This window comes from Hymenobacter saemangeumensis, assembly GCF_039541835.1.
Classification (GTDB): Bacteria; Bacteroidota; Bacteroidia; order Cytophagales; family Hymenobacteraceae; genus Hymenobacter; species Hymenobacter saemangeumensis.
Map to the genome: position 1 here is coordinate 21,332 of NZ_BAABGZ010000025.1, position 14,692 is coordinate 36,023.

At 59.8% G+C, this 14,692-nt stretch carries 10 protein-coding genes; 7 read left to right on the forward strand and 3 right to left on the reverse strand.

What is annotated here, in order from left to right; all coding sequences use genetic code 11:
* The first annotated feature begins 62 nt into the window (after positions 1-62).
* Both ABD919_RS11605 and ABD919_RS11610 read left to right on the forward strand, forming a co-directional pair.
* Complete coding sequence (locus ABD919_RS11605) at positions 63-1,997, forward strand: fumarate reductase/succinate dehydrogenase flavoprotein subunit (protein WP_345236177.1); 1,935 nt, start codon at positions 63-65, stop codon at positions 1,995-1,997.
* A gap of 123 nt (positions 1,998-2,120) precedes the next feature.
* Positions 2,121-2,876 carry a succinate dehydrogenase/fumarate reductase iron-sulfur subunit gene (locus tag ABD919_RS11610; RefSeq protein WP_345236178.1) on the forward strand — a complete coding sequence of 252 codons (756 nt, stop codon included), beginning with the start codon at positions 2,121-2,123 and terminating at the stop codon, positions 2,874-2,876.
* A 215-nt stretch (positions 2,877-3,091) separates the two neighbouring features.
* On the opposite strand, the gene ABD919_RS11615 is transcribed toward ABD919_RS11610, so the two are convergent.
* The gene (locus ABD919_RS11615; protein WP_345236179.1) at positions 3,092-4,771 is read right to left on the reverse strand and encodes an Ig-like domain-containing protein; all 1,680 of its coding nucleotides are present in this window, start codon (positions 4,769-4,771) and stop codon (positions 3,092-3,094) included.
* A 380-nt stretch (positions 4,772-5,151) separates the two neighbouring features.
* Here ABD919_RS11615 and ABD919_RS11620 point away from each other — a divergent pair, with 380 nt between their 5' ends.
* Positions 5,152-6,384 (forward strand): MFS transporter, encoded by a 1,233-nt coding sequence (locus ABD919_RS11620; protein WP_345236180.1) that lies wholly within the window; start codon positions 5,152-5,154, stop codon positions 6,382-6,384.
* 68 nt (positions 6,385-6,452) lie between these two features.
* Positions 6,453-6,725 carry a hypothetical protein gene (locus ABD919_RS11625; protein WP_345236181.1) on the forward strand — a complete coding sequence of 91 codons (273 nt, stop codon included), beginning with the start codon at positions 6,453-6,455 and terminating at the stop codon, positions 6,723-6,725.
* Positions 6,726-6,807: 82 nt separating this feature from the next.
* On the opposite strand, the gene ABD919_RS11630 is transcribed toward ABD919_RS11625, so the two are convergent.
* Positions 6,808-7,560, reverse strand: coding sequence for a superoxide dismutase (locus tag ABD919_RS11630; RefSeq protein ID WP_345236182.1), 753 nt, complete (start codon positions 7,558-7,560; stop codon positions 6,808-6,810).
* Positions 7,561-7,786: 226 nt separating this feature from the next.
* Positions 7,787-9,751, reverse strand: coding sequence for a TonB-dependent receptor plug domain-containing protein (locus ABD919_RS11635; protein ID WP_345236183.1), 1,965 nt, complete (start codon positions 9,749-9,751; stop codon positions 7,787-7,789).
* Between the two features lie 209 nt (positions 9,752-9,960).
* Here ABD919_RS11635 and ABD919_RS11640 point away from each other — a divergent pair, with 209 nt between their 5' ends.
* From ABD919_RS11640 to ABD919_RS11650, 3 genes are all read left to right on the forward strand, one after another.
* Positions 9,961-10,488 carry an NADPH-dependent FMN reductase gene (locus ABD919_RS11640; RefSeq protein ID WP_345236184.1) on the forward strand — a complete coding sequence of 176 codons (528 nt, stop codon included), beginning with the start codon at positions 9,961-9,963 and terminating at the stop codon, positions 10,486-10,488.
* A 102-nt stretch (positions 10,489-10,590) separates the two neighbouring features.
* A complete protein-coding gene (locus tag ABD919_RS11645; protein ID WP_345236185.1) occupies positions 10,591-11,643 on the forward strand; it encodes a cytochrome-c peroxidase in 1,053 nt (350 codons plus the stop codon).
* A gap of 274 nt (positions 11,644-11,917) precedes the next feature.
* Positions 11,918-14,353, forward strand: coding sequence for a DUF5723 family protein (locus ABD919_RS11650; RefSeq protein ID WP_345236186.1), 2,436 nt, complete (start codon positions 11,918-11,920; stop codon positions 14,351-14,353).
* Positions 14,354-14,692: the final 339 nt, after the last annotated feature.

Sequence of the window (14,692 nt, forward strand, 5' to 3'; positions counted from 1 at the left end):
CTGCAAGCCGGCTTCGTCTGCGAAGCGGTATCTTCTTCCCTCATCACTTCATTACCTACGCCATGCTGCCGGATTCCAAAATTCCCGAAGGCCCCCTCGCCGAGAAGTGGGAAAAGCATAAGTTTAATGTCAAGCTCGTAAACCCTGCCAACAAGCGGAAATACGACGTGATTGTGGTGGGCACGGGTCTGGCCGGTGGCGCTGCCGCTGCCTCCCTGGCCGAGCTGGGCTACAACGTAAAGTGTTTTACCTACCACGATTCCCCCCGTCGGGCGCACTCCATCGCCGCCCAGGGTGGCATCAACGCGGCCAAGAACTATCAGAACGATGGTGACTCCATCTTCCGCCTGTTCTACGATACGGTGAAGGGTGGTGACTACCGCGCCCGCGAAGCCAACGTGTACCGCCTGGCTCAGGTGTCGGTCAACATCATTGACCAGTGCGTGGCGCAGGGCGTGCCCTTCGCCCGCGAATACGGCGGGCTGCTGGCCAACCGCTCCTTCGGTGGAGCCCAGGTGAGCCGCACGTTCTACGCCCGCGGCCAGACCGGGCAGCAGCTGCTGCTGGGGGCTTATTCGGCCCTGAGCCGGCAGGTCGCCTACGGCAAGGTGAAGCTTTACACCCGCACCGAGCTGCTGGACGTGGTAATCGTTGACGGCCACGCCCGCGGCATCGTTACCCGCAACCTCATCACCGGCGAGATTCAGACGCACGCGGCCCATGCCGTGGTGCTGGCTACCGGTGGCTACGGCAACGTGTTCTACCTGAGCACCAACGCCAAGTATTCTAATGCTACGGCAGCCTGGCGCGCGCACAAGAAAGGTGCTTACTTCGCCAACCCCTGCTTTACCCAGATTCACCCCACCTGCATCCCGGTGTCGGGCGACTACCAGTCCAAGCTCACGCTCATGTCGGAGTCGCTGCGCAACGACGGCCGCGTGTGGGTACCCAAGACGGTAGAGATGGCCGAGCGGGTGCGCAAAGGCGAAATCAAGCCGCAGGACATTGCCGAAGACGACCGTGACTACTTCCTCGAGCGCAAGTACCCGGCCTTTGGTAACCTGGTGCCGCGCGACGTGGCTTCGCGCAACGCCAAGATGATGTGCGACGAAGGCCGCGGCGTGGGCTCCTCGGGCCTGGCCGTGTACCTGGATTTTGCCGACATCATCAAGCGCACCGGCGCCGAAGCGGTAAGCCAGAAGTACGGCAACCTGTTTGCCATGTACGAGAAGATTACCGACGAAGACCCTTATAAGATGCCCATGCGCATCTACCCCGCCGTGCACTACACCATGGGCGGCCTTTGGGTCGACTACAACCTGCAGACCACCATCCCCGGCCTGTACGCCACGGGTGAGTGCAACTTCTCCGACCACGGCGCCAACCGCCTCGGGGCCTCGGCCCTGATGCAGGGCCTGGCCGACGGCTACTTCGTGATTCCCTACACCATTGGCGACTACCTGGCGCAGACGCCGCCCAAGCCGGTGGACACCAGCCACCCCGCCTTTGCCGAGGCCGAAGGCCAGGTGCGGCAGCGCATCAAGCAGCTGCTCAGCATCAATGGCACGCGTACGCCCGACGACTTCCACAAGGCCCTGGGCCACCTCATGTGGGAGTACTGCGGCATGGCCCGCAACGCCGAAGGCCTGCGCTTTGCCAAGGAAGCCATTGCCCAGCTCCGTAAGGAGTTCTGGAGCGACCTGCGCGTGGTAGGCGTGGGCGAAGAGCTGAACCAGACCCTGGAGAAAGCCGGCCGCGTGGCCGACTTCCTGGAGCTGGGTGAGCTGATGGTAGACGACGCCCTGAACCGCAACGAAAGCTGCGGCGGCCACTTCCGCGAGGAGTACGCCACCGAAGAAGGCGAAGCCAAGCGCGACGACGAAAACTTCGCCTACGTAGCCGCCTGGGAATACCGCGGCGACAACGTGCCGGAAACCCTGCACAAGGAACACCTCGAATTCGAAAACGTGAAGCTGACCCAGCGCAGCTATAAATAGGTTTTAGGGCTTAGGGCATTAGGGCTTAGTCCTTGCTCAATGCCCAGCCCCGAGCCCTAAAACCTAAGTCCCTAAGACCTAAGACCTAAAAAAATGGCCGGTTCCAATCCCAACGCCAAACCGATGAACCTCACCCTAAAGGTGTGGCGGCAAGCCAACCGCAATGCCCAGGGCCAAATCGTGGAGTACAACGTGAAGGACATCTCGCCCGAGATGTCTTTCCTGGAAATGCTCGACGTCTTGAACGAAGACCTGCTGCGTGCCGGCCAGGACCCGGTGGCGTTCGACCACGACTGCCGCGAAGGCATCTGCGGCTCCTGCGACCTGTTTATCAACGGGCGTAGCCATGGGCCGGAAAAAGGCACCACCACCTGCCAGCTGCACATGCGCAAGTTCTCCGATGGTGACACCATCACCATCGAGCCCTGGCGCGCCAGCCCCTTCCCCGTCAACAAAGACCTGAGTGTAGACCGCTCGGCTTTCGACCGCATCATCCAGGCCGGTGGCTACATCAACGTGAACACCGGCGGTGCCCCCGACGGCAACGAGATTCCGATTCCCAAAGACATTGCCGACCGTGCCTTCGAAGCGGCCACCTGCATCGGCTGCGGGGCCTGCGTGGCCGCCTGCAAGAATGCATCAGCCATGCTGTTTGTAAGTGCCAAGGTGTCGCAGCTGGCCTTGCTGCCCCAGGGCCAGGTGGAGCGCAAAACCCGCGTCGAGAACATGGTGGCTCAGATGGACAAGGAAGGCTTCGGTGCCTGCTCCAACATCGGCTCCTGCGCCGCTGAATGCCCGGTGGGCATCTCGCTGGAAAACATTGCCATTCTCAACCGCGAGTTCTTGGTTGCTAAGGCTACGTCGAACAACCTGGCGTAAGCTTACCAGTTACGCAACAAGAAAAAAGGCGCAGCCTGCGGGCTGCGCCTTTTTTCTTGTTGTCGCGGCCTCACCCTCTCTCCTCACTTCTGGCTACTCAACGGACCATCCCCCGAACGGCTGGTCTGGCACCCATGCCCGTCTGGCCACTACACGCACATAAAAAAAAGCGCAGCCTTGGCTGCGCTTTTTTTCAACCATATTCTTTAGCAGACTTAGCGCTGCTCGAAGCGCAGCACCTGCTGCTGCCCGCCCTGACGAACCATCAGGAAATACAAACCAGCTTTGGGCAAGGCCAGCGAGGGCAACTCCAGCTCCTGGGCACCCTGGGAAGCGCGGAGCGTGAACGATGTCAGCTCGCGACCCATTATATCGCGTACCGAGCAGCTCAGCGGTCCGCTAACGGGGGCCACCACGGCCAGGGTAGCAGCTTTCTCTACCGGATTAGGGTAGATACTTGCCACCAGGCCAGCCATCTGCCCGGGCCGGGTCATTGTCTTTACCGGCGAAAACTGGGTTTTGCCGGAAGCATCTACCTGGCGCAGACGGTAGTAAACAGTCATGCCCGGTAAAACCTGAAACTCAGCATCAAGGAAGCTGTAGTCGCTGCGGCGGCTGGTAGTACCGGCACCGGCCACGCGGCCAGCCGATTCAAACTTCTGGCCATCGGCGCTGCGCTCCACCTGGAAATACTCATTGTCACTTTCCGAGGCAGTAGCCCAGGTCAGCAGGGAAGCCTGCCCATTCCAACGGGCTTCAAACTGCGTTAGCTCCACAGGCAAAGGCGCCGGCTGATTAACGGTTACAGTAACGTCGCGCTGGGCTGTGCCGCAAGTAGAAGTGCTGCTTACCACGGTGTAAGTAGTAGTGACAGTGGGCGAGACCGTTAGCGTAGCACCGCTGCCCACAATGGGGCCGGTGCTGCCACCGGTACGCCAGGTATAGGTAGCACCCGAAAAGTTCGACGAGGCGGTGAGCGTAACCGAGCTGCCCCGGTTAATAGTAGCGCTGGCCGGGCTGCTGCTCACACTTTGCGTGGTCACGGTTACCGGTACATCCCGGAAGGAAGTGCTGGAGCAGCTGGAGGGGTTGCTGCTGGTAACGCGGTAGGTTGTGGAGCTGGCCGGCGTTACGTTTATGGAAGCGCCGGTACCAATAGTGGTGCCGCCGCTGGTCCAGGTAAAGGTGGCGCCGGCGACGTTGCTGGCAGCCGTTAACGTAACCGTAGTGCCCGCGCAGACCGGTGAAGCACTGCTGCTGCCCGTAAGGGTGGGCACTACTACCGACAGCTGCTGCGTGGTGGTGGCGCTGCACGAAGTAGGAGCCGTCACGGTATAGTTGGTGCTGACTGAGGGCGACACCACAAGGGTACCTGAGTTGGTGATGTTGGCCATGCCCGGCGCCGACCAGGTATAGCTGCCGTTGTTGGAGCCGGTGGCCGTCAGGGTGGTGGTGCCGCCGGAGCAGACGGTGGTAGCCGTCGCGTTCAGAGCCAGGCTGGGCGCCAGGGTCAGGTTGATGGTTGAGTTCTTCTGGTTGTTGCAGCTGATGACGCTGCGTAGGGTATACACCACTTCGGCCGTAACGGTCGGCAGGGTTAGGGTATAAGTACCGCCCGCTACCGTCGTATAGGTTTGCAGGGTGGTGGTAACGCCGCCCACCGTACGGTCGACGGTGATGGAGCCAGGCGAGGAAGGGGCGAATACCAGCGTTTGCGTGGCACCGGGCGCGGGGCAGTAGTTACTCGTTACCGGCCCCGAGCCGTTGTTAATGGCAATTGTATTGGTACTGCTGCCGGCCGGGTAGGTCAGGTCGTACTGGCCCGAGCACTGTGCGAAGCTTACTGCAGGCGCACCGAGCAGGAAGGCCATGATGAAAGTAAGAAGTTTGTTCATGTGGAATGGCTAAAAAGGTTTATTAGGCAAGGACCAGCACAACGATACAGCGAAAATTCAAAAAATCAGTTACCAAGACTGAAGCATACCGAGCGCTCACGCTCATATCTGACATTGACAATAAAAAGTTCAAATCTCAATCTCCTAAGCCAGTATTATTTTTACAAACATCTAGTTATCAACAATAAATTCTTTTTTAAGGCTTACTATCTCAAAAAGGAAAATTGCATAGTTCATGGTTTGCAAATAAATTTTTCCACCTCGAAAAACCAATTAATAAAATAAAATAAGTGCAATAACCCTTCACCCATTACCTGAACGTAAATCAAGCTGTACAGACCATCTTTGCGGCGCCGTGACTACTGGCAGTATCTCGCTCTATGGCCCTATTACCCGGAACCGACCGCCGTTTGACGCTGCTGTACGCCATCATTTTGGTGGATGTGCTGGTAGCAGCCGCAACAGGGCCGGTGCTGCCGGAGTTTGTGCGGGGGCTGAAACAGCCGCAGCTCTGGCTTTCGCTGGGAACCGGCCTGTTTCTGGGTGTGCAGCTGTTTTCGGCACCATTGCTGGGCAGGCTCAGCGACGGGTACGGGCGCCGGCCCATCTTTATTCTGTCGGCCATAGGTACGCTGCTGGCTAATGTGCTGCTGCTGCCGGTCAGGGCCGGGCTCTACTTCGCCAACCGCGTATCCGATGGCCTGACCAATGGCATGTACGCCGCGGCGCGCTCGGCCATCACCGACATCTCCCCGCCCGAGCGCCTGTTTCGCAACCTGGGCATTGAGGGCGCAATCATCTCGCTGGGCTTTGTGCTTGGCCCGATGGCAGCCGGCCTGCTGCTGACGGTGCTGGATGTTCCTTCCACTCAGGAGGCACGCTATGTGGTGGGGCTGGGCGTAGCTCTGGCAGCTCTCAACGTGCTGCTGAGCGTATTGCTGCGTGAAACGCATACCCAGCGCAACGGCGTGCGCGGGGCCGAGCTGCGTGCCGAGCTGGCTCGCAGCATCAACCCACTTACCCTCTGGGCGCGGCTGCAGCAGAAAGAGGCTGCAGTGCCAGGCGTGTGCCGCATTGTGCTTATGCAGGTGGCCCTTACGCTCAGCCTGGGCTACTATTTCTACTTTGTGCCCTTCGTAAGTGCCGGTGAGCAACAGATGGACGCCCGCGCCATTTCTTACTTTTTTATGTACTTCGGCGCCCTGAGTATTGCGCTCAACTACGGCTTCTATGCCTACCTAGCCGACCGCATCGACCAGCGGCGCGCCATTATTTGGCTGGCTGCGCTGGGGGTACCGGTGCTGGCAGCCTATGGCCTTATCGGAGCCTCCCGGCCGGCGCTGTACGTGCTGGTGACCGTCGACTGCTTCACGCTTTCGCTCATTCAGGGCCTGCTGGAAGGACGCCTGGCCCAGCGCACCACAGAGGCCGACCGCGGCGAAATATTTGGATTGAATCAGGCATTTCAGGGCTTAGCCAGCTTTGCAACTACCTTGGTGTTCGGAGCACTTTCGGTGCTTGATTTGCGGTTGCCCTGGCTCTGGTTTGCCTTATGCCTGGCTGCAGTGGTGTGGCTGGCGGCCCGCCCCGAGCCAACCCGGCAAGCAGATTAAACCCGGCTTACCAGGCATAAACCTGTTTGTCCGCTTACGCTGTCGGTTAACTCTATTATTCCCTGAAAATGCACGACTCCATTCTTAACCTGGTAAAGGAAGCCCACGCTCTGACCGAATCTTTGGCGGTTGAAACAGCTGACATTCAGCAGCGCAAGCAGCTTATTCTTGCCGACTTGTCACTGCACCTTGTGCAGGCTGCCTTGCGCTCCCCACAGCCAGACGCTGCTGAATTAAAGCGCTACCTGTTTGGGATACTCACCGTGTCGAACGGCTTTGTTGATGACCTCGATTTAAAGGCTATGGCAGCGCACCTGATGGCAGCACCATCAACTACCTGACTGGTTTGGGCAGCCTACTCCAAAAGAAAAAGGCGGTGCTGATACCAGCACCGCCTTTTTCTTTGCCTGAAACCGGCCAAAATCAGCCTTTGCTGGCGGCTTCGTAGCGCTTTCCGGCCTCCTGCCAGTTCACTACGTTCCAGAAGGCGGCCACGTAGTCGGGACGCTTGTTCTGGTACTTAAGGTAGTAGGCGTGTTCCCACACGTCCAGCCCCAGAACGGGGATGCCGCGCCGGTTGCCGGGTAGGTCCATCAACGGATTATCTTGGTTGGGCGTGCTGGAAATAAAGAGCTTGCCGCCCTTCTCTACGCTCAGCCAGGCCCAGCCGGAGCCAAAGCGGCTGGTGGCGGCTTTGGCAAACTCCTCTTTGAACTTCTCAAACGAGCCAAACTCCTTGGCGATGGCCTCGGCCAGGACGCCGCTGGGCTGTCCTCCGCCCTTGGGCGCGAGCAGCTGCCAGAAAAAGGAGTGGTTCCAATGCCCGCCGGCATTGTTGCGGATGGGGTCGGGCAGCTTCTTTTTGTCTACTGATGCCAGCAGCTCGGCCAGGCTCATCTTCTCCTCGGGTTTGCCCGCCACGGCTTCGTTCAGCTTAGATACGTAGCTTTTATGGTGTGCATCGTGGTGAATTTCCATGGTGCGGGCGTCGATGTGCGGCTCCAGGGCATCGAAGGCATAAGGCAGGGCCGGTAGAGTATGCGGGCCTTCCGCCAGGGGCGTGGCCCGAGCTTCTCGCAGAAGCTGCTCTTCCTGGGCGCGGGCAAGCACGGCGGGGCTGAATAAAGCGCCGAGGGCCAGGGCAGCGGTGTTTTTCAGAAAATCACGTTTCAGCATGATGGAAAGATGTTTAATAGGCTGGAAGAATACAGAAAGGCTTTAACCCGGAATAATGCCTGTGGTTTTACCCGGTTGGCAGGCCATGCAAGCGGCGCGCTGCAAGTTATCCATCACAAGCAGCATGGCATAAACGTCAGGCGTATGCATTGCCCGCTCACTCTTCTCGGTCCAGCAGCCTGTTCGGTTGCCTGCTGCAAACCCAGCCACCACGTTTGCTAGCGCATTACTTCCGTAGCAGCACGCGCACGCCTCCCATCAGCCAGCGACGGGGCATCTGTGCGCCCAGCAGGTCGGCGTATTCAGCATCGAAAAGGTTTTGCACCTGGGCTGTAGCCCACAGGCGGCCGGGCAGCAGGGCCAGCTCGGCGCGGGCATTTACTACTGCGTAGCTGGCCGTGAGCTCGCGGCTAAGGGCTGCCGCCGCCTGCGCATCGCGCTGCTTGTAGAGGCCGCCAACGGTGAGGCCAAAGCGCGGATGGGTGAAGCCCACCGTGCCGGCCAGCAGCTGCCGGGCCGAGTTGGCCAGATACTGCGATACCACGCCATCCGAATTGTCGACGCTCAGACGGGTGTACCCCAGGGTAGCATCGAGCATGCCAGTACCTAGCTGCTTGCGCACGCCCACTTCCGTTTCCAGGCCTTGGGTAGTAACCGAAAACAGGTTCTGGGCAAAGCGGTAAGTGGCCGTGGGGTTGAGGTTGCTGAGACCAGTGGCTTCAATAACCTCGCGGCCGGGCCGGGCCACGTAGTCGATAAGGTTGGAGCCGCTGCGGCGGAAGTAGGTTGCCCGCACCGTCAGGAAGCTTAGCGGCTGGTAATCGGCGCCCAGCTCGTAGTTCATGGTACGCTCCGCCTCCAGCTTGGCGTTGCCCACATTGAAGCCATTGGGCACAATCCCGGGCCGGCTGTTGGAGGTGTAGCGCTCGGTGAAGTCGGCAGCCCGGATGGCTTTACCGATGGCGCCGCGCACGGTCAGCTTATCCGCCAGCAGGCGCTGGCTGGCGTTCAGCTGGGGCACCAGCTCGGTCCCATAGGCCCGGTCGTGGTCGAGCCGCAGCGCAGCGGTAAGGCTGAGCCCATTGAGTGGCGCCGCAGCTACCACGGCAAAGGCTCCTACGTGCCAGGTATTGTGGTTGCCCCGGTCGTTGCTGGCAATACGGCGCTGGTCGGCCTGCCCGCCCAGGCTGGTGCGCAGCTTATCCGACAGAAAGTATTGGTGCTGCAGCTGCACATTGGTGTAGTGCATGAGGTGGTCGGATGCCACCGAGGCGGGCGTAAAGCGGAACAGGTCCTTGCTGGCCGACCCCACCACCTGCAGCTCCGTGCGGCTGCGGCCGCTCCAGTCGTAGCGCAGCTGCCCCTGGTACCAGTCGCGGCTGGTAGTTTCCCGGGCCTGGTCGGCAGCATTGTTCGTGTAGAAGTACTGCGCGTTAAAGTCGCGCTGGTCGAAGCTGGCGCGGGCAGCGGCGCTCAGCTTGTCGGTAATCTGCGCGGCCGCCGAGACGGAGTATGTAGTAGCTGCCAGGTCAGAGCGCAGGGTGCTGGGAGCCGGACGCTGTTGTCCATCGGTGCTGTTGTTGAGCACGCCGCCGGCCAGGCGCAGGCCTTTCTGCCGGGCATAGAAGCCGACATTGGTCGATTTCAGGTTCCACTCCCCGGCCATAAAGCTGGCCTGGGCCTCGGCCACATCGGGCCGCTGGGTGGCAGCAAAGGTTTTCGTTACGATGTTGATAAAGCCCCCTACCGCGTCGGGGCCATACAGGGCTGCGCCGGGGCCGCGTACAATCTCAATCTGCTCAATCTCACTGGGAGCAATGGGCAGGTAGCCAGCGAAGTGGCCCGTCAGGGGGTCGTTCAGGCGCATGCCGTCGAGCAGCAGCAGCACTTGGTTAAACGTGCTGCCGCGCAGGGTGATATCGGCCTGGGCGCCAAAGCTGCCGCGGCTCTGCACTTCCAGGGCCGGCAGCAGGCGCAGCAGGTCATCCAGGGAGTTTACCGGGTACTGGGCCAGGCTGGCCCCGGGTACCACGGTTACGTAGCGTCCGGTCTGGCCTGCTACCTGGTCGAGGCGGGAAGCATACACGGTTACCTCGCCCAGCTGGCGGGTAGTGTCGGCAGGGGCAGTAGATTGAGCGAATGCCGGGTAGGCGGCAAACGAAGCAAGAGCAGCAAGTACGGCTGAGCGCATAAATTGAAGTAAGTGGATAATGCTGCAAACTTACTGCCCAGCAATATGCAGGCTGTGGGTGCCAGCTGCCATTTTGCCGGCTCAAAACTTACGGGCTCTTGGCTTGTCTGTATTTTGCAGCTGCTAGCAGCCTGTGGCTTTACGACTTGCTCGTTTGTATTATTTTTTTGTTCGCGGATAATTTTTCCCGTTTTCTCTTTCTTGTTGCCTTGATAACACTCATCGCCGGCACCAACCGCCCCCAGTCCCGCGCCCGGCGCATTGCCTTGCTCTACGCTTCCCTGCTGGCTGAGCTGGGCGAAGAAACCCAGCTCCTGGACCTGGCCGAGCTCCCGGCCGACTTCATCACGACGGCTTTGTACGACAACGCCGGCTGCCACCCCGCTTACAACCGCCTGGCCGGCCTGCTCGATGCCGGCAACAAGCTGGTCATTATCATTCCCGAATACAACGGCTCCTTCCCCGGTGTGCTCAAGGCCTTTATCGATGGGCTGCCCTACCCCGGCGGCATCCGGGGCAAAAAAGCGGCCCTGGTGGGGCTGAGCTCCGGCGGCCAGGGCGGCCTGCTGGCCATGACCCATTTCACCGATATCCTGATGTACCTGGGCACTGCCGTCCTGCCGCAGCGCGTGCGCCTGCCTTTCATCGACAAAGACCTAAGCGCCGTGGGGGAGCTCAACAACGTGTTTTCCGTGGGCTTGCTACGCGAGCAGGCCGTGGCCCTGCTGGCATTTTAAAGCAGCTGCCCGGTCAGCCGACCGCATTCCGGGTAGCTGAAAGCAATGCGCTAAGTGGCCAATGCTGTTGTGTAACGCAGCCTGGCCCTTATTTTTACTTGTATGAAGCACCGGGCTCTTTTTATGGGACTGCTGGCCGGGGCCACGTTGCTGCTCCCCGGCTGCGACGATGACCCCGACTACGTGCCTGGCTTTAAAGTGCCGGGGGTAAGCCAGCCGGCCAACTTTCCAGCCATGGTGTACCGGCCCGACATGAACCCACCAGACCGGGCGACGTTCGAGCTGGGCCGTAGCCTGTTTTACGATGCGCGGCTTTCCCGTGATGGCTCCGTATCCTGCGGCTCCTGCCACCAGCAGGCTGCCGCTTTCGCCAATGCCGGCCACGCCCGCAGCCACGGCGTGGGCGGGCAGTTTGGCAGCCGCAACTCCCCGGCTCTGCAGAACCTGCGCTGGAAGCCCAGCTTTATGTGGGATGGCGGGGCCGTCCATATCGAAAACCAGCCGCTGGCGCCCTTCCTCAACCCCGTCGAAATGGGCGAAACCCTGCCCGGCGTGCTGGCCAAGCTCAACGCCGATGCTGCTTATCGGCAGCGCTTCGCTACCATCTACGGGCCGGGGCCTATCCAGTCCTACCACCTGCTGCGCGCCCTGGCCCAGTTTACCGCGGCCCTTACCTCTGCCAATTCGCGCTACGACCAATATGTGCGCCGCGAGCCTGGCGGCGCCCTCGATGCCGCCGAGCTGCGCGGCCTGGCTTTGGTGAAGGCCAAATGCGCCAGCTGCCATGCTACCGACCTGTTTACGGACGAAACTTTCCGGAACAACGGCCTCGACCGCCGCTTTGACCGCGACTCGGGGCGGGCCCACATCAGCGGGCTGGCAGCCGACGTGGGCCGCTTCAAGGTGCCTTCTTTGCGCAATGTGGCCCTCACTGCGCCCTATATGCACGACGGTCGTTTTCCTAGCCTGGCCCGGGTGCTGGAGCACTATGCCCAAGGGGTGCAGCCCTCTCCCACCCTCGACCCGCTGCTCCAGCCCAGTACCGGCCCCTTGGGCATTCCGCTCACTGCCCAGCAGCAACAGGATATTATTGCCTTCCTCGGCACCCTCACCGACCAGCACTTTATCAGCAACGCGCTCCTGGCCGAGCAGTAAGGCCTGGCAGGCTTGGACAATGTTTTGTTAAAATTAGCTTTTTAACATTTGTTCCAGATTCAGGATATCCGAAAGCGGTTGTAATCGGCAGTTGGGCATATTAGCTCGGCCAAACTGCCGATTACAGTCCGGGCACTTTCTTTTTTTTCTGCAATTTTGCAAAATAGACTGCAGGTTACTTCTTGCCTCAGAATATTTGTGGCCTGTTTGGGCCTATCCTCGGTTTCACTATCCTTTACCTGTGCCTTTGAGCTTATTCTTACTCCCTTCCTGTATGAAGCCTGTACGTGTTTTTTTAACGGCCCTGCTGCTGCTGGGCCTGGCCCGGCCGGCGGCGCGGGCGCAGGGCTGGGTAGGCCTGGCAAACAGCAACTATGCCGGCACCAACGGTTTGTTTCAGAACCCTTCAGCTATTGCCGACTCGCATCAGAAGTTCTATATCAGCCTGGGCGGTGCTGACTTCAACTTCTACAATACCTACCTGCAGCTGGACATGCCATACACGCCGTGGCAGGTGGTACGCAATAAGGTAGATAACCAGTACCGCGATGAGTATGGCAACATCCTGTTCAAGCGCGACTACCTGAAGGAAACCGTTAATGGCAAAACCAAATTTGCCACGGCTTCGGCCGAAGTACGCCTGCCGGCCTTTATGGTCTCTATTGGCCCGGGCTATGCCGTGGCCCTGAGCAGCCGGGTACGAGGCTTCGTACAGGCCGTAAACGTGAGCGAGCCCGTGGCCCGCCTGGCCCGCTATAGCCTCGATGAAGCCGAGCGGCTGGGCCTGGCGAAACAAGTACTGACCGACAACGGCTTTAACGTCAGCGCCAACGCTTTCCAGGAAATCAATCTGACCGTAGCCCACACCTTCAGCCCGAATGTGGAGCACTTCTTCAAAGGCGGCCTGACCGCCAAGTACCTGGTTGGTATGGGCAGCGCCTACGTCAACAACGAGGGCGCTTCTTACCAGGTCTACGGTGCCGACAGCATTCAGGTCCGCGACCGGCGCGTAACCTATGGCTCCACGGATTACCGCTACTACCAGCGCAACGATTTCAAGGTAGGCGACTTCTTCGGCTCCAACCGTCTGGGACGTGGCTTCGGCGCCGACGTCGGCATTACCTATGAGTGGCGCCCGACGGCCGAGAAATACGAGTATAAGATGGACGGCGAAACCTGGACCGACCATACAGTGGATAAATACAGGCTGAAGGTGGGCGTTGCTTTGGTCGACTTGGGTGCCATTGAATACAACAACGCCGACTATGTGCGCCAGGCCCGCTTGGGCAACAGCGGCACCGTGCAGTGGGGCTCACTCGACACGCTCAAGTACCGCAGCCTGGCCGAAGTTGACAACCTCATGCAGAAGGTGCTCAACATCAACTCCAAGAGCAAGAAGTTCACCACCGTCCTGCCCGCAGCCCTGCACCTGAACGCCGACTACCGCTTCAGCCAGCCATTCTTCCGCAATAAGTTTTTCCTGGGCGCCGCCTGGACCCAGAACCTGCTCATGGACAAAACCGTGGGCAGCCGTGCCATCTCCAGCGTTGCCTTAATTCCGCGCCTTGAGTTCAAGCAGGCGGAGCTGACTTTCCCGGTGATGTTGGCCAACAACTACCAGCAGCTGCAGCTTGGCGCCATGGTCCGCCTCGGCCCGCTCGCAGTAGGGTCCGACAACCTGGGTGGAGTATTTGGCGCTACCACCATCTCGGGCTACGATGTATACGCCTCTCTGGGCTGGGGGCTCGGCAAAACCAAGCCGCATAAGGATGACGACAAAGACGGCGTTTCCAATGCCCTCGACAAGTGTCCCAAAGTAAAAGGTGTCTGGGAATTCCAGGGCTGCCCCGACCGCGACGGCGACCATGTGCCGGATGCCACCGACGTCTGCCCCGATACACCCGGTTTGGCTAAGTTCAAAGGCTGCCCCGATACCGACAAAGACGGTACGCAGGACAGTGAGGACGAATGCCCCACCGAGCCCGGCCCGGCCAAGTTCAAAGGCTGCCCCGATGGCGACGGCGACGGCACTCCTGACAAGTACGACCAGTGCCCCGAAGACCGTGGCCCGGTAGAAACCAAAGGCTGCCCCGACCGTGACTCTGACGGCGTAATGGACCAGAACGACAAGTGCCCCGACACCCCCGGTCCGGCAGACCACTTCGGATGCCCCGACACCGACGCCGATACGCTCTACGACAACGAAGACGAATGCCCCACCGTGGCTGGCCCGGTCGAAAACAAAGGCTGCCCCTACGCCGACTCCGACAACGACGGCGTGCTCGACAATGTAGATGCCTGCCCCCGCACCCCCGGCCCGGCCTCCAACAAGGGCTGCCCGGTGCTGAAAAAGGCCGAAATCAAAATCATCCAGACGGCCTTTGCCAACCTGGAGTTTGAAACCGGCAAGGACATCATCCGCAAAAAATCCTACCCCTCGCTCAATGCGCTGGCCAAGCTCATCGTAGGCCGCCCCACCTATATCCTCCAACTGGCCGGCCACACCGACAACGTAGGCAAGCCCGCTGCTAACCTCCTGCTCTCGCAGAAGCGCACCGAGGCAGTGAAGCGCTACCTGGTAAGCAAAGGAGTGCCCGATTCGCACATCACTACCGAATGGTTTGGCCAAACCAAGCCCAAGGCAAGCAACAAAACTGCCGCCGGCCGTGCCCGCAACCGGCGCGTGGATATGAAGGTGACCTTTGAATAGACTTTCCAGCCTCTTTATTAAAGGAAACCGGCCACTCTTGGCTTCGATAAACCTGTAGGCATCAAGAAAAGGCCCCGGCATATTGCCGGGGCCTTTTCTTGATGCCTACTTAATAAGCCCAGTAACTGCTGTGTGATAAGCTACGACTTCCACTATCAACTGAGACTTGTCACCATCGCGAAGCCGCCCACTCCTTAATACTTATTATGTATTGCCCTGCCCAGCTCTTTGCACAAGCACATTATTCAACACTCATTTTAGAGCGGTTTCGCGATGCATGTACAGGATTGTGCGAACTTAGCAGGATGAAGGCCTATTCAACCGATTTACGCGAGCGTG

Excerpts from the sequence above, each read along its gene's own strand:
- ABD919_RS11630 (WP_345236182.1), bottom strand. The coding sequence starts at position 7,560 with ATGCTGAAACGTGATTTTCTGAAAAACACCGCTGCCCTGGCCCTCGGC.
- ABD919_RS11620 (WP_345236180.1), top strand. The coding sequence starts at position 5,152 with ATGGCCCTATTACCCGGAACCGACCGCCGTTTGACGCTGCTGTACGCC.
- ABD919_RS11650 (WP_345236186.1), top strand. The coding sequence starts at position 11,918 with ATGAAGCCTGTACGTGTTTTTTTAACGGCCCTGCTGCTGCTGGGCCTG.
- ABD919_RS11610 (WP_345236178.1), top strand. The coding sequence starts at position 2,121 with ATGAACCTCACCCTAAAGGTGTGGCGGCAAGCCAACCGCAATGCCCAG.
- ABD919_RS11605 (WP_345236177.1), top strand. The coding sequence starts at position 63 with ATGCTGCCGGATTCCAAAATTCCCGAAGGCCCCCTCGCCGAGAAGTGG.
- ABD919_RS11645 (WP_345236185.1), top strand. The coding sequence starts at position 10,591 with ATGAAGCACCGGGCTCTTTTTATGGGACTGCTGGCCGGGGCCACGTTG.
- ABD919_RS11635 (WP_345236183.1), bottom strand. The coding sequence starts at position 9,751 with ATGCGCTCAGCCGTACTTGCTGCTCTTGCTTCGTTTGCCGCCTACCCG.
- ABD919_RS11615 (WP_345236179.1), bottom strand. The coding sequence starts at position 4,771 with ATGAACAAACTTCTTACTTTCATCATGGCCTTCCTGCTCGGTGCGCCT.
- ABD919_RS11625 (WP_345236181.1), top strand. The coding sequence starts at position 6,453 with ATGCACGACTCCATTCTTAACCTGGTAAAGGAAGCCCACGCTCTGACC.